Origin of the sequence: Variovorax nitratireducens, from assembly GCF_051216545.1 — a bacterium.
In the GTDB taxonomy this organism is placed as follows: domain Bacteria; phylum Pseudomonadota; class Gammaproteobacteria; order Burkholderiales; family Burkholderiaceae_C; genus Variovorax.
This window is the reverse complement of the sequence record NZ_JBPJZO010000001.1, coordinates 548,680-570,727: the sequence shown is the minus strand read 5'-3', so window position 1 is coordinate 570,727 and position 22,048 is coordinate 548,680. Positions and strand designations below refer to the sequence as shown.

Here is a 22,048-nt window from a genome sequence, read left to right as displayed (position 1 = left end):
TCTTGAAAATCCTTCATCTGATCCCGTCCGTCGATCCTCGCAGCGGCGGTACTGCCGAGGGCCTGCTGCGCGTCCACATGGCCCTCGAGGCGATGGGTCATCACAGCGAAGTGCTGTCCCTCGATGCTGCAGATGCGCCACACCTGCAGGCTTTCCCGGGGCAGGTTCACGCGCTCGGGCCGGTACGGGGCACCTATGGCTATACCTCGGCCTTGGTGCCATGGCTAAGGCTGCATTCGTCGCAGTACGACGCGGTCATCGTCAACGGCCTTTGGCAATACGTCGGCATGGCGGCCTGGCGGGTGTTGCGCCGTGCGGCGCCGGGCTACTACGTCTACAGCCACGGCATGCTGGATCCGTGGTTCAAGCGTCGCTACCCCCTCAAGCATCTGAAAAAGTGGCTGTACTGGCCTTGGGGCGAGTACCGTGTTCTGCGCGATGCCAAGGCTGTCCTGTTCACCTGCGACGAGGAGCGACGGCTGGCACGCCAATCGTTCTGGCTCTACCGCTGCCGCGAAGCGACCAGCTCCTACGGCACTTCGGAGCCACCTCAGGATGTCGATGGCCGGCTCTCGAACACCTTTCTGACAGCCTGGCCGCGGTTGCGGGGCAAGCGCCTATTGCTGTTCCTCGGCCGCATTCACGAGAAGAAGGGCTGTGATCTCCTGATCGAGGCCTTCGCCAAGGTCTGCACCCGCGCGCCCGACGTGCATCTCGTGATGGCCGGCCCGGATCAGGATGGCTGGACGGTTCAGTTGCAGCAACGTGCCGCCCAGCTCGGGCTGACAGACCGCATCTGCTGGACCGGCATGCTGTCGGGTGACCTCAAGTGGGGCGCGTTCCATGCCTGCGAAGTCTTCTGCCTGCCATCGCACCAGGAAAACTTCGGCGTGGCGGTGGCGGAAGCACTCGCATGTGGTCGGCCGGTGCTGATCTCCGACAAGGTCAATATCTGGCGCGAGATCGACGCCGACGCTGCCGGCTGGGTCGAGCCCGACTCGCTGGACGGCACGGTGCGCCTGCTCTCGCGCTGGCTCGACGCGCCGCCGGCGCAAGGCGCGGAACGGCAGGCAGCAGCACGTCGCTGCTTCGACCGGCGTTTCCGTATCGAAACCGTCGCGGCCAACCTGGTGCGCATCATCGGCGGATCACCGCCGGTCGCCCCGGACGCCCCGGACGGACACACCGCCAGCAAGGGCTCGCACGCTTGAAGATCCTCCTCTATGGCATCAATTTCGCGCCCGAGCTGACAGGCATCGGCAAGTACACCGGCGAAATGGCGGCCTGGCTGGCCGCAGCAGGTCACGACGTGCGGGTGGTCACCGCCCCGCCTTACTACCCCGATTGGGCGGTGTGGCCGGGCTACAGTGCGCGCCGCTACAAGCGCGAAGAATGGCGCGGCGTTGCCGTATTCCGCACCCCGGTCTGGGTGCCGCGCCGTGTGTCCGGCCTGACGCGGCTGTTGCACCTTGCAAGCTTCGGTCTGGCCAGCTTGCCCAGCCTGCTGGCCCAGTGGCGCTGGCGCCCCGATGTCGTCTGGATGACCGAGCCGCCGCTGGTGTGCGCGCCGGCCGCGCTGGCATTTGCCCGTTTGCGCGGCGCCCGTGCATGGCTCCATATCCAGGACTACGAGGTCGATGCCGCATTCGATCTCGGCCTGCTGAAGGGCGCGCGCCTGCGCACTGCAGTGACCGCCGCCGAGCGGTGGATCCTGCGCCGGTTCGATCGGGTGTCGACCATTTCGGAGCGCATGCTGGAACGGGCGCGCAGCAAGGGCGTGGACGACCGGCGCCTCGTCTCGCTGCCGAACTGGGCCGACGTGTCGACGATCCACCCCCTGACCGCGGCGAGCCCATACCGCGCCGAACTCGGTATCCCGCCCGATGCCGTGGTCGCACTCTATTCCGGCAACATGGGCAACAAGCAGGGCCTCGAAATCCTGTCAGACGTGGCGCTGCTGCTGCAGGCCGATCCAGCGATCCAGTTTGTGTTCTGCGGCTTCGGCCCGGGACGCCTTCCTCTCGAACAACGCTGCCAAGGCTTGCCGAACGTGCGCTTTCTGGACCTGCAACCGGTCGAACGGCTCGGCGATCTGCTCGGACTGGCCGATATCCACCTGTTGCCGCAGCGCGCCGATGCGGCCGACCTGGTCATGCCGTCCAAGCTCACCGGCATGCTGAGCAGTGGCCGGGCGGTCATCGCGACGGCGCATGCACACACCGAGGTCGGCGTGGTCGTTGCGCAATGCGGCCTCGTGGTTCCGCCCGAACAGCCGGCGGCGCTGGCTGCGGCCATTGCCCAACTGGCAGGCCAACCCGCGCTGCGGGCCGAATTCGGCCGCAAGGCACGCGACTACGCGACACAACGCATCGCACAGGATGCCGTGCTGCGCCAGTTCGAGGCCGACCTCCACGCCTGCATTTCGCAACTGACCCCGCAATAAAAAAGGCCGCTCGTGGCGGCCTCTTTTCGGACTACTTACTGCTCTTCGGGCAGGATGCTCTCGTAGTTGTAGTTGGTGTAGCGGTAGCGCCCGTACTTGTAGCCACCATAGGCCCGCCGCTTGGCGTCCATGGCGTTCAACAGCACCCCGGTCGCAGCCTTGCCTCCGAGCGCCAGGCGCCGCGTGCTTTCCTTGAGTTCGCCCATGCTCGACAGGTTGGCGCGCGCCACCAGCAACACCGTCCCCGCATGCGTTGCAATGGCCGCCGTGTCGGACGCCACCAGCACTGGCGGCGTATCGATCACCACCATGTCGTACTGCTCGGAGAGACGCCCCAGTGTGCTGGTGAACGAATCCGAGGTCAGCAATTCGGCCGGATTGGGAGGCAGTTGCCCGGTGGCGAGGAAGTCGAGGTTCGGCACCACCTGGCGATGCACGGTCTGCTGGATCGTCAAGCTCCCCGCAATCAACTCCGAAAGACCGCCGTGGCGTTGCAGGCCGAGGTACTGGTGCAGGTGACCGCGCCGCAGGTCGGCGTCGATCAGCAGTGTGCGTTTGCCAGCAGCGGCCATCAGCGCCGCAAAGTTCGAAGTCACGAAGCTCTTGCCCACGCCCGGCGTGGCACCGGTGATCATGACGCGGTTGTTGGGAGCCTCCAGCATCGCGAACTGCATGGCCGTGCGCAAACTTCGCAGGCTTTCCACTGCCAGATCGTCCGGCCGTTCGATCGCGAGCAGGCGAACCCCGGTCGCACCTGTAAGACGCCGCTGCGCAATCTCGCTCTGCGCCGCACTGACCGGGATGGTCGAAAACACCGGGAGTGCGGTCTGCGACTCGACTTCATGCGGATCCTTGATCCGTTGCTCGATCAGCGCATTGCGAATGAAGGCCACGACGATCCCGAGGAACAGCCCGAGCGCAAACGCCACCGCAACGATTGTTCGACGGTTCGGCTTGACAGGCCCCTCGGGCACAACGGCTTCATCGAGCACACGCACATTGCCAACCTTGCCTTCCTTCACGAGGCGCAGCTGCATCGCGTTGTTCAGAAGGGATTGATAGAGCTCGGTGTTGACCTTGACGTCGCGCTCCATGCGAACGGCTTCCTGCTGCAATGCCGGCAGGCTCTTGATGCGCGTCTGCACATCCCCGATGTCGCGCTGCAAGGCCGCGATCTGGGCATCGAGGGTCTGGACGCTCGGATGGTTCGACGTGAAACGGCTCTCGAGGTCCCGGCGGCGCTGCTGCAGGTCGAGGAGCCGGGTCTGGCGATCGACGGCAGTGCCCAAAACCAGTGAGGCTTCTTCGGTGAACGCGACGGTGCCCTTCTGGTTCCGGTACCGGTTGTAGACCTCCTCCGACTGCTCGAGCTGCCTCTTGAACAAAGGCAGTTGCACATCGAGAAAGCCCAGCGTCTTTTGAGCTTCGGCCGCCTTGCGTTCGACGTTCTGACGCACGTACTGCGCGCCGACGGCATTGAGGACGCGCGCCAGTTGAACCGGATTGTTGTCCTCCATCGACACATTGATGATGCCGGACTGCTTTCCTTTTTCGCTCAGACCCAGTCGTGCCTGCAAGCTACCGATGGTCGACAGCCTGGACAGCTTGGTAAGCGAGAACTCTGCGCCCGGCTTGCCGGCCAGTTCGGCGACAGTCAACTCGATCGGGCCGTCACGCGTGTCGGCCTTCAGCAGCGTTCCGACGGTGCCGGTCAGCGGTTGCGCCAGTGTCGGGTGCTGCAGCGCATATTGCCCGCCACCCTTGGCCACCACGGTGAACGTGTTCGCTTCGAGCCGCCCGGGTACGTTGAAGTTCGCAATGACGATTTGCTCGGCACCCGACACATAGCCCGGCATGCCAAGGAAACCGGGATCGGACAATCCGGTGGCACGCCGTGCCATCCAACCACCCACATACGGCACGTAGCGCGGTGTTGCCACGATATCGAGCTTTGTGGCATCGATGGCCTGGCCCAGCACAGTGCGCGAGCGGATGATTTCCATCTCGGCACTGGACGGTGTCTTGACGTCGAACGCGCTCGTTGCTTCGGCCAGGAAAGTCTTGGAGGCACCCTCTGTATCTTCGACCTGGATCAACAGGTTCGACTCGAAAACCGGCCGCTGCAATGCGGCATAAACCACGCCGATCGCCAGCACGACAAGTGCGATGGCGGCGATCAGCCACTTCTGGGCGACCAGGGTTTCGAAATAATGCCCAAGGTCAACCTCGTCCTCCGCAACAGTCGCAGGTGGAGGCGCGTTGGACGGGGAAAGGGTCGAGTGCGTAGCGGTGGAGTTCATTGGCTGGATACTCTGGAAATTCGATGAACCCATTGCGTTGCGCCGTCTTCAATCAGCGCAAGCGATGTCAGAAACGCGCTACGACCGGCCTGGTAAGGATCCGGAACGTCGCGCTTGTTGTGTTCGCACAGGCGGAACACCTTGCCACTGGTAAATGGATAGCGCTGCTCCACCGCGCGACGCTGCTCGGTGTCCATGACAAGGATGAGATCGGCGCGCTGGCACAGATCGAGGCTGATCTGGCGTGCCCGGTGCTCGTCGATGCTCACGCCGCGCTCCTGCATGAGCTCGCAGGCGAGCGGATCTGCGGGGTAACCGATCATCGCGCCAAGCCCTGCGGAGGAGACCTCGCAATCCGGCAATGCCGCCGCCATCAGGCCTTCAGCCATGGGGCTCCGACAGATGTTGCCATGGCACACAGTAAGCACGTGGTGGATGGCCATGCGCCGCGTCAGTTCTTGGCGCCGCTCTTCGGCAGATCGCGAACCGATGCCGCAGTGCTGGTGGACGGCAGGATCAGGTTCGCCACGCGGCTGAAGACCACCAACGGCACCGGATCGACAAAGACCACGTCCTTGGGCTTGAGCGCGAAGCCGTCGGCAAGCGCGATCGCGCTGGCGGTTCGGGCATCCAGGTGGAAAACCGTCTGGCCGCCGTCGGGGAGATTGCGAATAACGTAGATCTGGCGCGGATCGGCGGTGTTGAGGTTGACGCCTCCGACCTCGGTGAGCGCGTCGTTCAGGCTCAGCCTCCCGTTGCGCATCAGCACACCCGTTTGCACTCCCACTTCGCCCATTACGGTGACTTTGCTTTCGTCGCGGCTGCGCACCGTCAGCATGTCGCCGTTCTGCAACATGATGCGCGACGGGTCGACGCCAGCCTCGGTCAGGGTGTTCATGTCGATGCGCGTGGTGCGACCGTTTCGCGTCAGCATCACGAAAGATCGGTCACCGGTCAGGGCAAGGCCGCCCGCCCGGTTGATCGCCTCGGACAGTGTCATTGGAATATCGGTGAAAACCAGCAGGCCCGGCTGCCTCACCTCACCTTCGACGTAGGCGCGCTTGCTGCGAAACGCCGCCACGCGAACACTGAGCTGCGGATTCTTGAAGACTCTCGACAAACGCTGCAGCAGGACGTCTTCGAGTTCCTGAATCGTCAGGCCCGCAGCCTTGAGCGTGCCTGCATAGGGAAAACTCAGATTGCCGGTGTTCGAAACGATGAAGCCGGGTGCCGGCGATACGCTGCCGGCATCGGCCCCGCCCACGGGCGGCAATCCGCTGAACACGAGTTCGGGATGGTCGAAGACCAGGATGCCGATCACGTCGCCCGGGCCGATCTTGTAAGGCTCGGGCGGGGCGACCAGCGCCTGCACGTCGGCCGCGATCCCGGCCGGACGCGCCGACTTCTGGATACGGATCAAGTCCCGCGTGATGGGCGTCAGGAACCCCTCGGGCGGCTGATCGCCCTCCGCTCCGGCGCCGAGTTTCAGGTCCGTGTTCAGGGGTCGGCCTTCGCTTCGCATGGAATCGAAGCTCGGCGCGAGGACGCAACCGCCCAGCAGGCTCACGGAAGCAAGCAGCGCGGTATGTAAGAAGAAACGTTTCAAACTTAGCTCCACTGCATGACCAAAATGAATACTTTTGCTAACATTTGTCGAATGTACAGCAATCGGAGCGCTATCCACAAAGGGTTTCTTGGTCTAGCGCTTCCGGCAGAGTGATCGAACGTGAGAAACCTGACGGTTTCAGCTGTTTCGAAGCTGGGCGGCCCGCTTCCAGGCGGCCGAAGCCTGATCGGCATCGTCCCGCCCCTCGGCCAACTGGGCCAATGCCTGCCAGGCACGGCGGTGCAGTTCCGTATCTTGGAGGCTTAGGCCGGCCTGCGTCAACAACTGCTGCGCCTTGCCCCACAACTGGCGCTTCATGCAGGTCATTCCCGCAAGATACTGGAGGTTAGGGTCGCGGGGATTGTTTCGTTGGGCGGCTTCGATGCGGGCCAGCCAGTCGGCATCGACCGAGTCAAGGCCGGCCTCGAGCGCGCGCACCAGCTTCACGCGCGACGTGTCGCCGAGCCCCTGCGGGTGCTCCACCATGCGGTCCCAGATGGGCAACAGCCATGCTCTTGCCAGCGCCAAGTCGCCATGCAGCAACACCATGCGCTGGGCGGCGTGAATCGCCACCTCGGGCAACTCGCGCTCGCCCCGCTCCAGTTCGGTCCAGGCGCGCAGCAACTGGGCCGGATCGTGCGCTCCCGACAGCAATTCGGTGGCCAGCCCGCGCACGATGCTTTGCGCGACCGCATCGGAGAATGCGCGGTGCTTGGCCAGCAGGCGCGCCGTCTCCAGCGCCTCCAGCGTGCGGCGATCCTGGCGCGCCGCCTTCAGGCGCAGGCGCAAGGCCAGCGTGCGGCGCTGGGCGCCCAGCGGCAGTTCTTCGAGCCGGGCCAGCGCAGCGGCGGCATCGCGGTCTTCCAGCGCCCAGCGCGCGGCGCGGAGTTGCACGCCCTCCCGGGTTTCGGGGCTGACCAGCGCACCGCGTTCGGCGCTTTCGTTCAGCGCGTGCTGCAAATGGGCATCGCGCGCACTCCGGTCCAGCAGCGCCTGCGCGCTTTCGGCAGCCAGCAGGTGCGACAGCACGCGCACCTGTTGCGCCTGCGGCAGCCGGGCGTCCAGCGCCGCCAGCGTGCGCTCTTGCGCCAGCGCGGCTTGTGCTGCCTTGCGAGCACGCGAGAAGCGGCCGGCCAGCAACTGGGCAATGGTGTCGAGCACGGCCGCATGCAGCGCGCGCTCTTTCTGCTGCAGTCGCCATTGACGCGCCTGTCGCGGCAGCGAGAACAGCGCCGACAGCGCCCGCAGCGCCACGTGCAACAGGATGAACGCGCCCAGCAGCAGCAACAGCACCAGATTGAGCGAGAGGTCGACTCGCCAGGGCGGCCAGAACACCGTGACCGTGCCCTGGTTGTTCCCGGCAAACAGCGCCGTCGCCGCCGCAATGCCGAACAACGCAAGGAGCCAGAGGGCGGCGCGCATTCCCGTTAGCGCCCTGCTGCCGCAGTCGCCAGCGCGGCCAGCGTGTCGTCGACGCGCGGCGGGGTGGTCGACTTCACCTGGCCCTGCAGCTGCTGCAAGAGCGTGGCTGCGGCCTGGGTCCGGCGCGATGCGGGATCAAAGTACTTGTTCAATGTGGCGGACACGGTCGCAAGTTCGGTACGCGCCGTATCGACCTGGCGCGACAACAGCGCCAGCCGCGCATTCAGCAGCGTGAGCTTGAGGTTTTCGCGCAGAAAGAAAGTCTGGTCCGGGGCCAGCAGCACGGCTTCGGGCCGGTCGATGCGCCCCACACGCACCAATGAACGGGCTTCCTGGCGCACCAGCAGCAAGCCGCGCTGCCACCAGGGCGCATCCGCCGGGATGGCTTCGGTCGGCCATGGGCTGCTGGCACCGCCGCCGCGCACCGCCACTGCGTTCAGCGTGGGCAGTTCGTCGACGCCCCGCATCAACTCGTCGAGCTTCTGCAGCGCTTCGCCGCTGTCGCCGCTGGCGGTGCTGCGGATGCGGTCGGCATCGCGCTGCATGGCGCGCTGCAAAGGCGCCAGCCGCGGTTGGGCGGCACGCGCAATGCGCTGGTCGCCCGCCTTGAGCGCGGCCAGCAACGGCTCGGCATTACCGGTGACCTGCGCCTGCTGGAGGGCAAGACGCACGGCCGACTCGATGTCCACCACCAGGTTCTCGTCGCGCGAGCGCGACAGGCTCTGCATCAGCTCTTCGAGTTGCGAGCGTTGCAGCGCGACCTCGCCGACACGGGTTTCGGCCAGTGCCAGCCGCGCCGCCGTGTCACGCACCGTCTCCTGGGCCTGTCGCGCCAGCGTGCGCGCTTCGGTCGCCTGCGCCAGCGAGTCGGCGCTCTGGCGCGCCAGTTGTTCCTGCATCGAGGAAACCTTCTGCCAGAGCGCGAGCGCCACCACCAACGCCACCAGTGCGACCAGCGCGAGCAGACCGAACCCGATGCGCGACAGCAGCAGCGCCGCGTCTTGCATGGCGACCGGCCGGCTCACCGATACAGGCGCCGGCACCGGGGCTTCGGGCTGGGTTTCGTCGGGCATGGCTGCGGCGCTCATGCGTTCAATTCTATCGACGCGACCAACGCTGCCACGGTCGGCGACGAAGTTCGCACCCCACCGAAACCGGCCTCTTGCGCCGCCTGGGCAATGCGCGGGTGGGTCGCCACTGCACGCGCCGCTTGCCAGTCGACGTCGGGCAGCGCACGGCACAGGTTGCCGATCGCTTCGGAGCTGCTGAACAGCCAGGTTGCCGCGCCTTGCGCGCCTTCCATGGCCAATTGGCGACCGGCGGGGTCGAGGAGGGGCGCGAGGCGGCGGTAGGCGACCAGCGCCTCGACCACGCCACCGGCCGCCTCGATCCGGCGCGCCAACCAGTCGCGTCCCGTGGCCTGGCCCGATGCGTCGCCGCCGCGCACGATCAGCACGCGCGTGCCGGCCCGCACCTGCGGCTGCACGCGAGCCCAGAGCGCTTCCGAGTCGAACTGCGCCGCGTCCGGCGCCGGCGCATCGATCGCATCGGCCGGCACGCCGGCTTCGCGCAGGGCGCGCACTGTGCCGGGCCCGGTCGCCCAGCAACGCACCGATGGGACTGGCGCCGCAATCCGATCGGGCGCAAAGAAATGCTCGACGGCCGCAGCGCTGACGAACATCAGCGCCGCATGCTCGCCCGCCTCTGCGCGGGCCGCGCGCAGGCGGGTCGGATCCGAGACCGGTTCGATGGCGATCAGCGGCAGCGCCACCGCGTCGAGCCCCGCAGCCTGCAGCGCCTCGACCCAGCGCGCCGCATCACGCGCCGGCCGGGTCACGATCACGCGGCGCGAGGGCATCGTTCGGAAGTCAGCGCGCGCCAGCCCGGCGCAATGCATCGGCCGCTTGCTGGCCCAGCCGGTTCGCGGCATCGGCATCGGTGGCTTCGCTCTGACATTGCACATGCAGCAGCGAGGCGCTTTCGGTGTCGCCCCAGGCCGCATCGATGCGCAGTGCGCCGTCGGGCTGCCAGCGCGCATGCGCGGCCAGCGGCATCGAGCAACTGCCGCCCATCGCACGGCTCACCGCACGCTCGGCCGCCGTGGCGAGGGTGTCGGCGCGATGCGCGAGCGGCGCGAGCAGGTCGATCAGATCGCGCCGGTCGGCCCGCACCTCGATGCCCAGGGCACCCTGCCCCGCGGCCGGCAGCATCGTGTCGGCATCGAACGCAACACGGATGCGGCTTTCGAGCCCGAGCCGCTTGAGCCCGGCCGCGGCCAGCACGATCGCGTCGTACTGGCCCTCGTCGAGCTTGCGCAGGCGGGTGTCGAGGTTGCCGCGCAGCGGCTCGATCCGCAGATCCGGCCGCAGCGCCCGCAGCAGCACGACGCGACGCAGGCTCGAAGTGCCGACCACGGCGCCCTGCGGCAGCTCGTCGAGAGAAGCGTAGCGGGGCGACACCAGCGCGTCGCGCGGGTCTTCGCGCTCGAGCACGCAGGCCAGCGCAAAGCCGTCGGGCAGATCCATCGGCACGTCCTTGAGCGAGTGCACCGCGATGTCGGCACGACCGTCTTCGAGAGCGGACTCGAGCTCTTTCACGAACAGGCCCTTGCCACCCACCTTGCTGAGCGAGCGATCGAGGATCTGGTCGCCGCGCGTGGTCATGCCGAGCAGCGTGACCGTATGGCCTCGTTCTTGCAGCAATGCTTTCACGTGTTCCGCCTGCCACAGTGCCAGACGGCTTTCGCGCGTGGCGATCACGATGTTGCTCAAAGCCGTTTTCCGCGTATGAATAAAACCCGCGAGATGCTAGCATGTTGCGCTGCAGCAACGCCCGTTCGCCCCGCCACCCGAGGAGATAAGTCGAAGTGAAGACCAACAAGACGGCGCCGGCCGCCAAGCGCCCCAAGAGCGACGACCAGCCTCTGATCGACGACATCCGGCTGCTGGGCCGCATCCTCGGCGACGTGATTCGCGAGCAGGAAGGCGAAGCCACCTACGCGCTGGTCGAAAAGATCCGCACGCTCTCGGTCGCCTTCCGGCGCGATGCCGACCATGGCGCCGACCGGTCGCTCAAGAACCTGCTCAAGGGTCTGAGCGCCGCCGAAACGGTTCGCGTGATCCGGGCCTTCACCTACTTCAGTCACCTTGCCAACCTGGCTGAGGATCGGCACCAGATCCGCCGCCGGACCGACAGCGACCGCGCCGGCGACAGCGTCGAGGGCAGCCTGCAAACGGCGCTCGCGCGCATCCGCAAGGCCGGCATCACGCCGGCCGCGGTGGTCGAGAGCCTGGCCCACAGCTACGTGTCACCCGTACTCACCGCCCACCCGACCGAAGTGCAGCGCAAGAGCATCCTCGATGCCGAACGCGGCATCGCGCAGCTGATCACCTTGCGCGACGAAATCCGCCAGCGCCAGCAACTGTTTGCCGGCCGGAAAGACGCGCTGACGCCGCTCGAACTGGCCGACAACGAGCACCAGTTGCGCACCCGCGTCACGCAGATCTGGCAAACCCGCCTGCTGCGCTTTTCCAAGCTCACCGTGGCCGACGAAATCGAGAACGCGCTGAGCTACTACGAAGCGACCTTCCTGCGCGAGATTCCGCGCGTCTACGCCGAGCTCGAACAGGCGCTTGGCCAGGACGGCATCGCGCCGTTCCTGCGCATGGGCCAATGGATCGGCGGCGACCGCGACGGCAATCCGAACGTCAGCGCGCAAACCCTCGAATACGCGCTCAAGCGCCAGTCCGAACTGGTGCTGCGCCACTACCTCACCGAGGTGCACTACCTTGGCGGCGAACTCTCGCTGTCGGCCACGCTGGTGGACGTGACGGTGGAGATGCAGGCGCTGGCCGAGCGCTCGCCCGACGCCAACGAACACCGCCACGACGAGCCCTATCGGCGCGCTCTGACCGGCGTCTACTCCCGTCTCGCGGCCACGCTGAAGAAGCTGACCGGCGGCGACGCCGCGCGCCATGCAGTGCCGCCGCAGAACCCGTACCCTAACGCAGAGGAGTTCCTGGCCAACCTGCGCACGGTGGCCGAGTCGCTGCGCGAAAAACACGGCGGCGTGCTCGTCGCCCATCGCATCGGCCCGCTGATCCGCGCGGTCGAGGTGTTCGGTTTCCACCTGGCCACGGTCGACCTGCGCCAGAGTTCCGACAAGCACGAGGCGGTTGTGGCCGACCTGCTGGCCCACGCCCGCATTGAGCCGCACTACGCAGCGCTCGATGAAGAGGCCAAGCAGGCGCTGCTGCTGCGCCTGCTCGACGACGCGCGGCCGCTGCGCGTGCCCGATGTCGAGTACACGCCGCTGACGCAGAGCGAACTCGCGATCTTCGCGGCCGCGCGTACGATGCGCGCGACTTACGGCACGGCGGCCATCCGCCACTACATCATCAGCCACACGGAGACCGTGAGCGACCTGCTCGAAGCGCTGGTGCTGCAGAAAGAAGTAGGACTGCTGCGCGGCACACTTGGTGCCGATGCGACGGTCGACCTGATCGTGGTGCCGCTGTTCGAAACCATCGAGGATCTACGCAATGCCGCGCCGATCGTGCGCGCCTACTACGCGCTGCCGGGCATCGCGGCGCTGGTACAGCGCTCGGGCGCCGAGCAGGACGTGATGCTGGGCTACAGCGACAGCAACAAGGACGGCGGCATCTTCACCAGCAACTGGGAGCTGTACCGAACCGGCACGGCGCTGGTGGCGCTGTTCGACGAGTTCAACGCCGGGGCGAAGAGCGTGGGGGCACACATCAAGCTGCGCATGTTCCATGGCCGTGGCGGCACCGTCGGCCGCGGCGGCGGCCCGAGCTACCAGGCGATCCTCGCGCAGCCGCCCGGCACAGTGCGCGGCCAGATCCGGCTGACCGAGCAGGGCGAGGTGATCGGCTCCAAGTACGCCAATCGCGAGATCGGCCGGCGCAATCTGGAAACCCTGGTCGCGGCCACGCTCGAAGCCACCTTGCTGCCGCCGGCCAAGGCGGCCCCCGCATCGTTCATGGCCGCAGCCACCGTGCTGTCGGCTGCGAGCATGGCCGCCTACCGCAAGCTGGTCTACGAAACGCCAGGCTTCGGCGACTACTTCTTCGGCGCCACGCCGATCCGCGAGATTGCCGAACTCAACATCGGCTCACGCCCCGCGTCGCGCAACCCGAGCCACAAGATCGAAGACCTGCGCGCCGTGCCCTGGAGCTTCAGCTGGGGCCAGTGCAGGCTCACCTTACCGGGCTGGTACGGCTTCGGCTCGGCCATCGAGCAGTTCCTCGGCGAAGGCAAACCGGCCGAGCGCAAGGAGCGCCAGGCGCTGCTGCAGCGCATGTACGCGCAGTGGCCGTTCTTTCGCACGCTGCTGTCCAACATGGACATGGTGCTGGCCAAAAGCGACCTTGCGCTGGCCTCGCGCTATGCCGAGCTGGTGGCCGACCGCAAGCTGCGCCAGAAGGTCTTTTCGATGATTGAGGCAGAATGGCATCGCACCTCCGATGCGCTGACGCTGATCACCGGCGCGAAACAGCGGCTCGAAGGCAACGCCGACATGCAGCGTTCGGTGCGACACAGATTCCCCTACATCGACCCGCTGCACCATCTGCAGGTCGAACTCATGCGGCGATACCGCGCCGGCGAAGGCGGCGAGCGGTTGCAACGCGGCATTCATATCTCTATCAACGGCGTTGCAGCCGGTTTGCGCAACACCGGTTGATCTGTTGGGGCGCGTGCGGCGCGCCCTCCTACACCCTTATCCGCGCAAGACTGCGCGGTTTTTTGCTGCGCGCACGTAGCCTGACTTCGAGTCCGAATGGGAGGCGTTTTGGCCTTGCCATGGCGGACACTGCACAGGGGCGCTGCCATGTCTTTCAAGCACCTGCTGGGTACTCCCGGCACTTCCACTTCGGTTGATTTTGTTCCGGGCGACCTCGCCGCACTGGCCTCGCACATGCAACATTGCGCGCGCTCGCGCGGGTCGATGTCGGGCCTCAAATCCGCCTTGCAGACGGGTCGGGCGGTAGCCGCCGGCCATCTCGTCACGATGGCATGCATCGGCGCAGTTCTCGCGATCGTGGTGTTGGCCATGGCCTGAGGCGTGAGCGCCGATATCCTTCACCGGCTGGTTACCCTCAGCGACGAAGCACGCCAACTGCTGCGCACCCCGCACGAACCGGTCGAGCCGCCGATTCGCGCCGAACTGTTCGGAACCCAGCGCTTCGAGGCGCACGGCCGCAGCCTGGCGCGGGCGCAGGCGATTCAAGAGCCGGGCAGCAGGCCGCGCAGCCCACCCTTCTTTCCTCGCGTCGAGGAAAACCTTGCATCGCTGCGGCAGGCTTTCGACTACATCGCGCTGACTTCGCGCAGCGGCCGCTATGTGTCGCCTGCGGCCGAATGGCTGCTGGACAACTTCCACCTGATCGAAGCGCAGCTGCAGCAGATCCGCGAAGGCGTGCCGCGCAGCTACTACGCGCATCTGCCCAAGCTCGCTGCACCGCCGCTCGCGGGCCTGCCGCGCGTCTACGGCATCGCCTGGGCCTACGTCGCGCACACCGACAGCGTGCTCAACGCCGAGTTGTTCACTGCCTTCCTCAATGCCTACCAGGAGGTCGACGAGCTCACGCTCGGCGAGCTCTGGGCCCTGCCGACCACGCTGCGCGTGGTGCTGCTTGAAAACCTGCGCCGGGTCGCCGAGCAGATCGCGCGCAACAAGGTCGCGCGCGAAGTGGCGCATGCGACGTGGGATGCCGCCGATGCGCTCACCACGCCGGAGCTCGATGTGCTGGATCGCCTGCTGCAAAGCCAGGGCCTGAGCGACAGCTACCTGCTGCAGCTCTGGCAACGGCTCCCGGTCGAGCGCGGCGACAACGCCACCGCACTGGTGCGCTGGACCGAACAGCACTGCCCGAACGGACCGGCGCTGATTGACCAGGCACAAATCGCCGCCGTCGCGGCGAACATCACCGTCGGCAACATCATTACGACGCTGCGCATGATCGGGCAGGTCGAATGGTCGGATCTGATCGAGCCGGTCAGTCACTCGCTGCGCGTGCTGCGCGAGCTGCCCAGCTTCGGCCGCGAAAGCGAACTCACCCGCCAGCAGATCACCCATGCGATGGAACAGGTTGCGCGTCAGAGCGGCCGGCCCGAACGCAAGGTGGCGCAGGCGGTAGTGCGGCGGGCTCGCATGGAATACGCCGGCAGTCTGGTCGACGCACCGATGGCCGATGCCGACGCACGCGCCGAACGCACGGCCGGCTACCACCTGATGGGGCCGGGCCGCCCGGCCCTGATGGAGGCGCTGCGCAACACGGGCACAACGGACGGAATCAGCGCGTCGCCATGGCGGCCCACCTTCCACAACTGGCGACTGGCGCTTTACCTGGTCGCGGTGCTTGGCGGCACCGGCCTGGCGATCGCTGCGGCAGTCCACCACCTGCACAGCACCGGTTGGCCCGAGGTCGGCGCGGCCGGCTGGCTGACCGGCCTTGCCCTGCTCGTGATGGCTCTGCCGCTGTCGGAAGCCGTGATCGCGCTGGTACACCGGATCGTCGCCGAGTCGGCGCGCGTGCAGCCATTGCCGCGCCTCGATTTCGCGGCGGGCATTCCGGCTGCGCACCGCGTTCTGGTCGTGATTCCGACGCTCTTGGGCTCGACCGCCGGCAATGCCAGGCTGGTACGCCAGCTCGAACTGCATTGGCTCGCCAACCGCGAAGAGGCGGCCCAGTTCGCGCTGTTGACGGACTGGGCCGACAGCCCCCAGGCCAGCCTGCCGGAAGACGCTGCACTGCTGGTCGATGCGCAACAGCGCATCGATGCGCTCAATGCGCGCTACCCCTCCCGCACCGAGGCGCTGCCGCGCTTCGTGTTGCTGCACCGTCCGCGCATCTGGAGCGAGACCGAGCAACGCTGGATGGGCTGGGAGCGCAAGCGCGGCAAGCTCGAAATGCTGCTGCGCCTGCTCGCGACCGGCGACCGCAGCGGCTTCGTGCAGGGCACTGCCGGCGCCCGGTTGGCCGCCCGCACCCCCTATGTGGTCACGCTCGACAGCGACACCGGCCTGCCGCCGGGCACGCTGCGCGAACTCGTGGCCGTGGCCGCGCACCCGCTGAACGCGCCGCAGATCGACGCCGCCCAGAACCGCGTGGTCGCCGGCTTCGGCATCCTGCAGCCACGCATCGTCACGCCGTTTCCGGCACGTTCGGAACGCTCGCTATTCCATTGGCTCTTTGCCGGCCGCTGCGGCATCGACCCGTACAGCAGCGGCGCCTCCGACATCTACCAGGACTTGTTCGGCACCGGCTCGTTCACCGGCAAAGGGCTGCTCAACGTGCGCGCGGTGCACGCGGTGCTCGACCAGCGTTTGCCCGACGGTGCGGTGCTGAGCCACGATCTGCTCGAAGGCTCGGTCGCGCGCTGCGCGCTGGTGACCGACCTGGTGCTGCTCGAAGACCATCCGCACCATGCGGGCGTGGCCGCGTCGCGCGTGCACCGCTGGACACGCGGCGACTGGCAGCTGCTGCCGCTGATGCTGCGTGCGCGCCGCTTCGGCATCGACGCACTCGGCCTCTGGAAGATGAGCGACAACCTGCGCCGCGCGCTGGTCCTGCCCGCCTCGGCGGCCTTGCTCGGCGTCAGCCTCTTCACCGATGCGGTGCCGGTCGCGCTGGCATTGATCGCCGTCGGCGCCGCGCTGCTGCTGGGCCCTTTGCTCGGCGCCCTGGCCGGCCTGGTGCCGACGCGCCGGCGCATCGAGCTGCGCCATTTCTTCGACGTCGGCGCGGTCGACCTGTTGCGTGGACTGGCCGGCGCGGCATGGCAGTTCAGCCAGCTCTTCGCGCAGGCCTGGCTGCTGATGAATGCGACCGTGCGAGCCGGCTGGCGCCTGCTCGTGAGCCGGCGCCATCTGCTCGAATGGACGACCGCCGATCAGGCGCAGACGCAGGCGCGCTATTCACTCGGCGCGTTCCTGCGCGGCGGCCTCTGGCCCGGCGCGATCTGCATCGCGCTGGCCCTGCTGGCACAGCGCAGCCCGCACCCCTGGTTCGGCGGCCTGCTGTTCGCGCTGTGGGCTTGCGCCCCTCTGGTCGCGTGGTGGACGAGCCGCGCGCCGGCACAAGCCGGTGCGGAGGCCACGCTGCCGGCTGCGCAGCGCGACTACCTGGCCACGGTCGCGCGCGACACCTGGCGCTTCTTCGAACACGTGGTCGGGGCGGAAGATAACCACCTGCCGCCCGACAACCTGCAGCTCGAGCCAGAGAGCACGGTCGCGCACCGCACTTCGCCCACCAACATCGGCATGTACCTGCTGTCGGCCTGCTGCGCGCGCGAGTTCGGCTGGATCGACAACGCTGAACTGACCGGACGGCTTGCGGCCACGCTGGCCACCGTGGAGCGGCTCCAGAAACACGATGGCCACCTGTTCAACTGGTACGACACACGCACGCTCGCTCTGCTGCCACCGGCCTATGTCTCGAGCGTGGACAGTGGCAACCTGGCCGGCCATCTGATGGCGGCGGCACAGGCCTGCCGCGGCTTCGCCGACGGCAGCGACGTGGCCCTGATGGCGCTCGCGGCGCGCTGCGATGCGCTGTGCGACGCAATGAACTTCCGCGGCCTCTACAACGCGAAGCGGCACCTGTTCCACATTGGCCTGCGCGTCGAAGACGACGCGCTCGACGTGAGCTACTACGACCTGCTGGCGTCCGAATCGCGCCTGTTGAGTTTCATCGCGATTGCCAAGGGCGACGTGCCGCGCAGGCACTGGAGCGCGCTCGGCCGGCCTTTCCTGTCGGTAGGCATCCAGCCCGGGCTGAAGTCGTGGTCGGGATCGATGTTCGAGTACCTGATGCCGACGCTGGTCATGCCCGAGCCGGACGAAGGCCTGCTGCAAGTGGCCAACCTCGCGGCCATCCGGGAGCAGCAGGTGTTCGGCGCTGCGCAGCAGTTGCCCTGGGGCGCTTCCGAGTCGGCCTACTTCGCGCAGGATCATTCGCTGGCCTACCAGTACTCACCATTCGGCGTACCCCGGCTCGCGTTGCGTCGCACGCCGCTCGCCGACCGGGTGGTGGCGCCCTATGCAAGCCTGATGGCCGCGCAGCTCGCGCCGCAGCAGGCGGTGCGGAACCTGCAACTGCTCGAATCGCTCGGCGCCCGCGGCGAGATGGGTTTCTTCGACGCGGTCGACTTCACTGTGTCGCGCCAGGCCGAGGGCCAGCCCTTCAGCGTGGTGCGCAACTTCATGGCGCACCACCAGGGCATGTCGCTGGTGGCGCTGTGCAACCTGCTGTGCACCGAGGCACCGCGTCGCTGGTTCGGCGGCACTGCGCTGGCCCAGGCGCACGAAGCCCTGCTGCATGAGCGCACGCCGCGCCAGATCATCGGCAGCGCCGACCCGCGTACGCCGCCCGAACCGGCCGAAGGGGAAGCGCCCCCGGTGTTCCAGCCGCGCGCGGTCGACCCCACGCTGCCGGGCTTCCAGCCCACGCACCTGCTGTCGAACGGCCGCTACACCGTGGCGCTGCGGGCCAACGGCGCCGGCGTGAGCCGCTGGCACGCGTTCAACGTGAGCCGCTGGCGCGACGACCCGCTGCGCGACGCCTATGGCACCTTCGTTTACGTGCGCGATGTCCGCAGCCGCACGCTGACCTCGCTCACCGCCCTGCCCGCGCCGGGCGAGCAATGGCGCTACCGCACCCGCTTCCTGGCCGACCAGGTGCAGTTCGACGCAAAGGGGCCGGGCCTTGAGGTGCGCAGCACGGTGCTGATCAGCCCCGAAGACGACACCGAGCTGCGCACCGTGACGCTGCACAACACGAGCCGCGAAACGCGCGAGCTGGAGCTGATCTCGTACTTCGAACCCGTGCTGTCGAATCCGAAGGCAGACGAAGCCCACCCGGCCTTTGCCAACCTGTTCGTCGAAACCCGCTGGGAACCGGCGTGGCGGGCGCTGCTGCTCTCGCGCAAGCCGCGCCTGCATGGCGACCCGGTTGTGGCGGCCGCGCATTTCGTCGCGTCGGTCGATGCCAACGTGCTCTCGGTCGACTGCATGGCCGACCGGCGCGCCTTCATCGGTCGCAACGGCAGGCTCGTGATGCCGGCGCTGGACACGCAGCCGCTGGCGGCCGACGGCAGCCCGGTCAACGGACTCGACCCGATCGCCTGCCTGCGCGTGCGCCTCTCGATAGCGGCCGGCGCCACCGCGCACGTGACCTTCGCCACCGCCGCGGCCGACGACACCGAAGCGCTGGAGCCGATGATCGACCGCTACCTGCAGTCGATGCACGTCGAGCGCGCCAGCCGCATGGCCGCCACGCTGGCCCAGGTGCGGCTGCGCGACCTCAGCATCGCGCCGGCGCAAAACCTCGCGCTGCAGGATCTGACGACCATCCTGACCTACACCACGCCGCGCGTGATGAGCGACCGCGGGCTGATCGACCTGCGCCAGATCTGGCGCTTCGGCATCTCGGGCGACAAACCTATCGTGCTGGTGCACATCCATTCGAACATCGGCATGGGCCTGATCAACACCTTGCTGCGCGCGCAGCCCTGGTGGGGCTTCGGCGGCGTCGCCTGCGACCTGGTGGTGCTGAATGCGGAGCCGGACTCCTACCTGATGCCGCTGCAGCGCGATATCGAGACGCTGCGCACCCGCATCGGCCTGCAGACCCAGAACAGTTTTCCGCGCAACGACTCGGCCGGCTTCTTCCTGCTGCGCGACATCGAGGTGGCGGCCTCGGAGAAAGCCGCGCTGTCGAGCCTGGCGCGCGTGGTGTTCACGGCCGATGGCCGGCCGCTCGAGGCGCAGGTGGCCGCAGTGCGCGAATCGGCGACCGCTTCCGCGCCCGCCGGCGATGCGGCGCTGCCGGAACGCGTACCGTTGCTGGCCCGTCCGGATGCCTCCGACCTCGCGGACACAGTGCGTGCGCCGGTGGGCGGCTTCGACGCCGACAGCGGCGAGTTCCGCTTCGAGGTGGATCTGAACCATCGCACGCCGCGCCCCTGGATCAACGTGATCGCCAATGCCGGCTTCGGCTTCCAGATTTCGGAAGCGGGCGCCGGCTACACCTGGGCGCGCAACAGCCAGATGCACCAGCTCACGCCCTGGTCGAACGACCCGGTGCAGGATCCGGCCTTCGAGCACTACCTGCTGCAGGATCTGGACACGCGCGAGCTGATTCCGCTCACGCCGGCCAGCCGCGGCAGCGGCCAGGCGCGGCACCGCGTGCGGCACGGCCAGGGCTACACCGTGTTCGAGTGCCTGCATCGCAACCTGGTGCTGGAGACCACCTTCTTCGCCGACCGCGACGACAGCGTGAAGCTGGTTCAGGTGAAGGTGCGGCACGAAGGCGTCGGCCACCGGCGGCTGCGCGCGCTGGCCATGGTCGAATGGCAGTTGGGCCCCGTGCGCGGCACCCGGCGCACGGTGCACTGCTGGAAGCCCGACGAACTGCCGGCAGTGTTCGGGCAACAGCGCGAGTCGAGCACCGGCTTCGGCGGCAGCACCGGCTTCCTGATGCTGGCCGGTCTGCAGGGCGTCGCGCAGTGGACTTGCGACCGCGGCGAGTTCTTCGGCGGCGGCAGCGTGCAGGTTCCCGACACGCTCGGGCGGCGCGCCGGCAGCGGGCTCGACGCCTGCGCTGCGATCGGCGGCGAGTTCGCGCTCGCGCCAGGCCAGAGCGTGAGCTTTGCCTACGCGCTCGGCCATGCGGGGGGAGCCGCCGCGGCCGTGCAGCTCGCCGCCCGATGGCAACAACGCGACATCGCCGCCGCGCTGGCGCAGGTGCGGGGCTTCTGGGACGAGTTGCTGGGCCGCGTGCAGGTGCGCACGCCCGACCCGCTGTTCGACGCACTGGTCAACCGCTGGCTGCTCTACCAGACGCTTGGCTGCCGGCTCTGGTCGAAGGCCGGCTTCTACCAGGCCGGTGGCGCCTTCGGCTTTCGCGACCAGTTGCAGGACGCGATGGCCTTCGCGACGATCGACCCGGCGCGGCTGCGAGCGCAGATCCTCGTCAGCGCCGCGCGCCAGTTTCCCGAAGGTGACGTGCAGCACTGGTGGCACATGCCCGGCGGCGCCGGCGTGCGCACCCATTTCTCGGACGACCTGCTGTGGCTGCCGTATGCCTGCGCCCACTACGTCGAAGCGACCGCGGATGCCGGCCTGCTCGATCAGCGCGTGCATTTCATCGACGGTGCGCCAATTCCGCCCGGCGCCGAGGATGCCTACTACGCGCCGCAGGTCAGCCTGCAGAGCGCCAGCGTCTACGAGCACGGCGCACGCGCGATCGACCACAGCCTGACGCAAGGCACGCATGGCCTGCCGCTGATGGGCACCGGCGACTGGAACGACGGCATGAACCGCGTCGGCCACGAAGGCCGCGGCGAATCGGTCTGGCTGGCGTGGTTCCTGTGCAGCGTGGTCGAACGCTACGCGCCGCTGGCCGAAGCGCGCGGCGAGCACGCGCGGGCAGCGCGCTGGCAGGCGGCCCGGCAGGGCTGGATCGCGGCGCTGCACGATGCAGGCTGGGACGGCGCCTGGTTCCGCCGCGCCTTCTTCGACAACGGCGCGCCGCTCGGTTCGTCCGTCAACGACGAATGCCGCATCGACCTGATCGCGCAGGCCTGGTCGGTGCTGTCGGGCGCCTCGCAGCCGCGCTACACGGACGCCGCCATGGCCTCGATGCAGCAGCAGCTCAGCGACGACAAGGCCGGCCTGCTGCGCCTGCTGACCCCGCCGTTCGAGCATTCGACCCCCAGCCCGGGCTACATCCAGGCCTACCCGCCTGGCGTGCGTGAAAACGGTGGCCAGTATTCGCACGGTGCGGTATGGGCGCTGATGGCGCAGGCGCTGCAGGGTGACCACGAAGCGGCATGGCGCAGTTTCGAGGGGCTCAGCCCGGCGCACCGCGCCCGGCATCCCGAGCGCGGGCCGGCGTACGAGCTCGAGCCCTACGTGATGGCCGGCGACACCTACGGCGCCGCGCCATATGTGGGCCGCGGCGGCTGGAGCTGGTACACCGGCTCGGCTGCGTGGATGCACCGCGCCGCCGTGGAAACGTTGCTCGGGCTGGAGTTGCGCGGTGCGCAGTTGCGCGTGACGCCGCGCGTGCCGGCGCACTGGCCAGGCTTCGAGATCGCACTGCGGCTCGACGGCCGCGAACTCACGCTGCACTACGGCGATATCGGCAGCGATGCAGCGGCCACGCACTCGGTCGAAGCCGGCGAATGGATCGACTGGCACGCACTGCCTGCCCATGCCGTTGTGCGTGTCTTGCTGCTGAATTGACGCGC

General features: G+C 67.8%; 12 protein-coding genes. 5 read left to right on the top strand and 7 right to left on the bottom strand.

The window, feature by feature from the left end; all coding sequences use genetic code 11:
- Positions 1-2: 2 nt before the first annotated feature.
- Together ACSFA8_RS02585 and ACSFA8_RS02580 are read left to right on the top strand one after the other, a co-directional pair.
- Positions 3-1,211, top strand: coding sequence for a glycosyltransferase (locus ACSFA8_RS02585; protein ID WP_435477958.1), 1,209 nt, complete (start codon positions 3-5; stop codon positions 1,209-1,211).
- Entirely contained in the window at positions 1,208-2,443 is a 1,236-nt protein-coding gene (locus ACSFA8_RS02580; RefSeq protein ID WP_435477957.1) for a glycosyltransferase WbuB, read from the top strand. Before ACSFA8_RS02585 ends, ACSFA8_RS02580 begins: the two co-directional genes overlap by 4 nt.
- Before the next feature lie 35 nt (positions 2,444-2,478).
- On the opposite strand, the gene ACSFA8_RS02575 is transcribed toward ACSFA8_RS02580, so the two are convergent.
- From ACSFA8_RS02575 to hemC, 7 genes are all read right to left on the bottom strand, one after another.
- A complete protein-coding gene (locus ACSFA8_RS02575; RefSeq protein ID WP_435477956.1) occupies positions 2,479-4,743 on the bottom strand; it encodes a polysaccharide biosynthesis tyrosine autokinase in 2,265 nt (754 codons plus the stop codon).
- A complete protein-coding gene (locus ACSFA8_RS02570) occupies positions 4,740-5,186 on the bottom strand; it encodes a low molecular weight protein-tyrosine-phosphatase (protein WP_435477955.1) in 447 nt (148 codons plus the stop codon). The genes ACSFA8_RS02575 and ACSFA8_RS02570 overlap by 4 nt, the downstream gene beginning before the upstream one ends.
- A gap of 8 nt (positions 5,187-5,194) precedes the next feature.
- Complete coding sequence (locus ACSFA8_RS02565; protein WP_435477954.1) at positions 5,195-6,349, bottom strand: polysaccharide biosynthesis/export family protein; 1,155 nt, start codon at positions 6,347-6,349, stop codon at positions 5,195-5,197.
- 138 nt (positions 6,350-6,487) lie between these two features.
- Positions 6,488-7,771, bottom strand: a complete 1,284-nt coding sequence (locus ACSFA8_RS02560) for a heme biosynthesis protein HemY (protein WP_435477953.1) — start codon at positions 7,769-7,771, stop codon at positions 6,488-6,490.
- Positions 7,772-7,776: 5 nt separating this feature from the next.
- Entirely contained in the window at positions 7,777-8,859 is a 1,083-nt protein-coding gene (locus tag ACSFA8_RS02555; RefSeq protein ID WP_435477952.1) for a uroporphyrinogen-III C-methyltransferase, read from the bottom strand.
- Positions 8,856-9,629, bottom strand: a complete 774-nt coding sequence (locus ACSFA8_RS02550) for a uroporphyrinogen-III synthase (protein ID WP_435477951.1) — start codon at positions 9,627-9,629, stop codon at positions 8,856-8,858. Before ACSFA8_RS02550 ends, ACSFA8_RS02555 begins: the two co-directional genes overlap by 4 nt.
- Positions 9,630-9,639: 10 nt before the next feature.
- Positions 9,640-10,542 (bottom strand): hydroxymethylbilane synthase, encoded by a 903-nt coding sequence (gene hemC, locus ACSFA8_RS02545; RefSeq protein ID WP_435477950.1) that lies wholly within the window; start codon positions 10,540-10,542, stop codon positions 9,640-9,642.
- A 95-nt stretch (positions 10,543-10,637) separates the two neighbouring features.
- Here hemC and ppc point away from each other — a divergent pair, with 95 nt between their 5' ends.
- The 3 genes from ppc to ACSFA8_RS02530 all read left to right on the top strand — a co-directional run bounded on the left by ppc (position 10,638) and on the right by ACSFA8_RS02530 (position 22,043).
- Positions 10,638-13,475, top strand: coding sequence for a phosphoenolpyruvate carboxylase (gene ppc / locus ACSFA8_RS02540; RefSeq protein ID WP_435477949.1), 2,838 nt, complete (start codon positions 10,638-10,640; stop codon positions 13,473-13,475).
- 147 nt (positions 13,476-13,622) lie between these two features.
- Complete coding sequence (locus tag ACSFA8_RS02535) at positions 13,623-13,853, top strand: hypothetical protein (RefSeq protein WP_435477948.1); 231 nt, start codon at positions 13,623-13,625, stop codon at positions 13,851-13,853.
- 3 nt (positions 13,854-13,856) lie between these two features.
- Entirely contained in the window at positions 13,857-22,043 is an 8,187-nt protein-coding gene (locus ACSFA8_RS02530) for a glycoside hydrolase family 94 protein (protein ID WP_435477947.1), read from the top strand.
- Positions 22,044-22,048 lie beyond the last annotated feature (5 nt).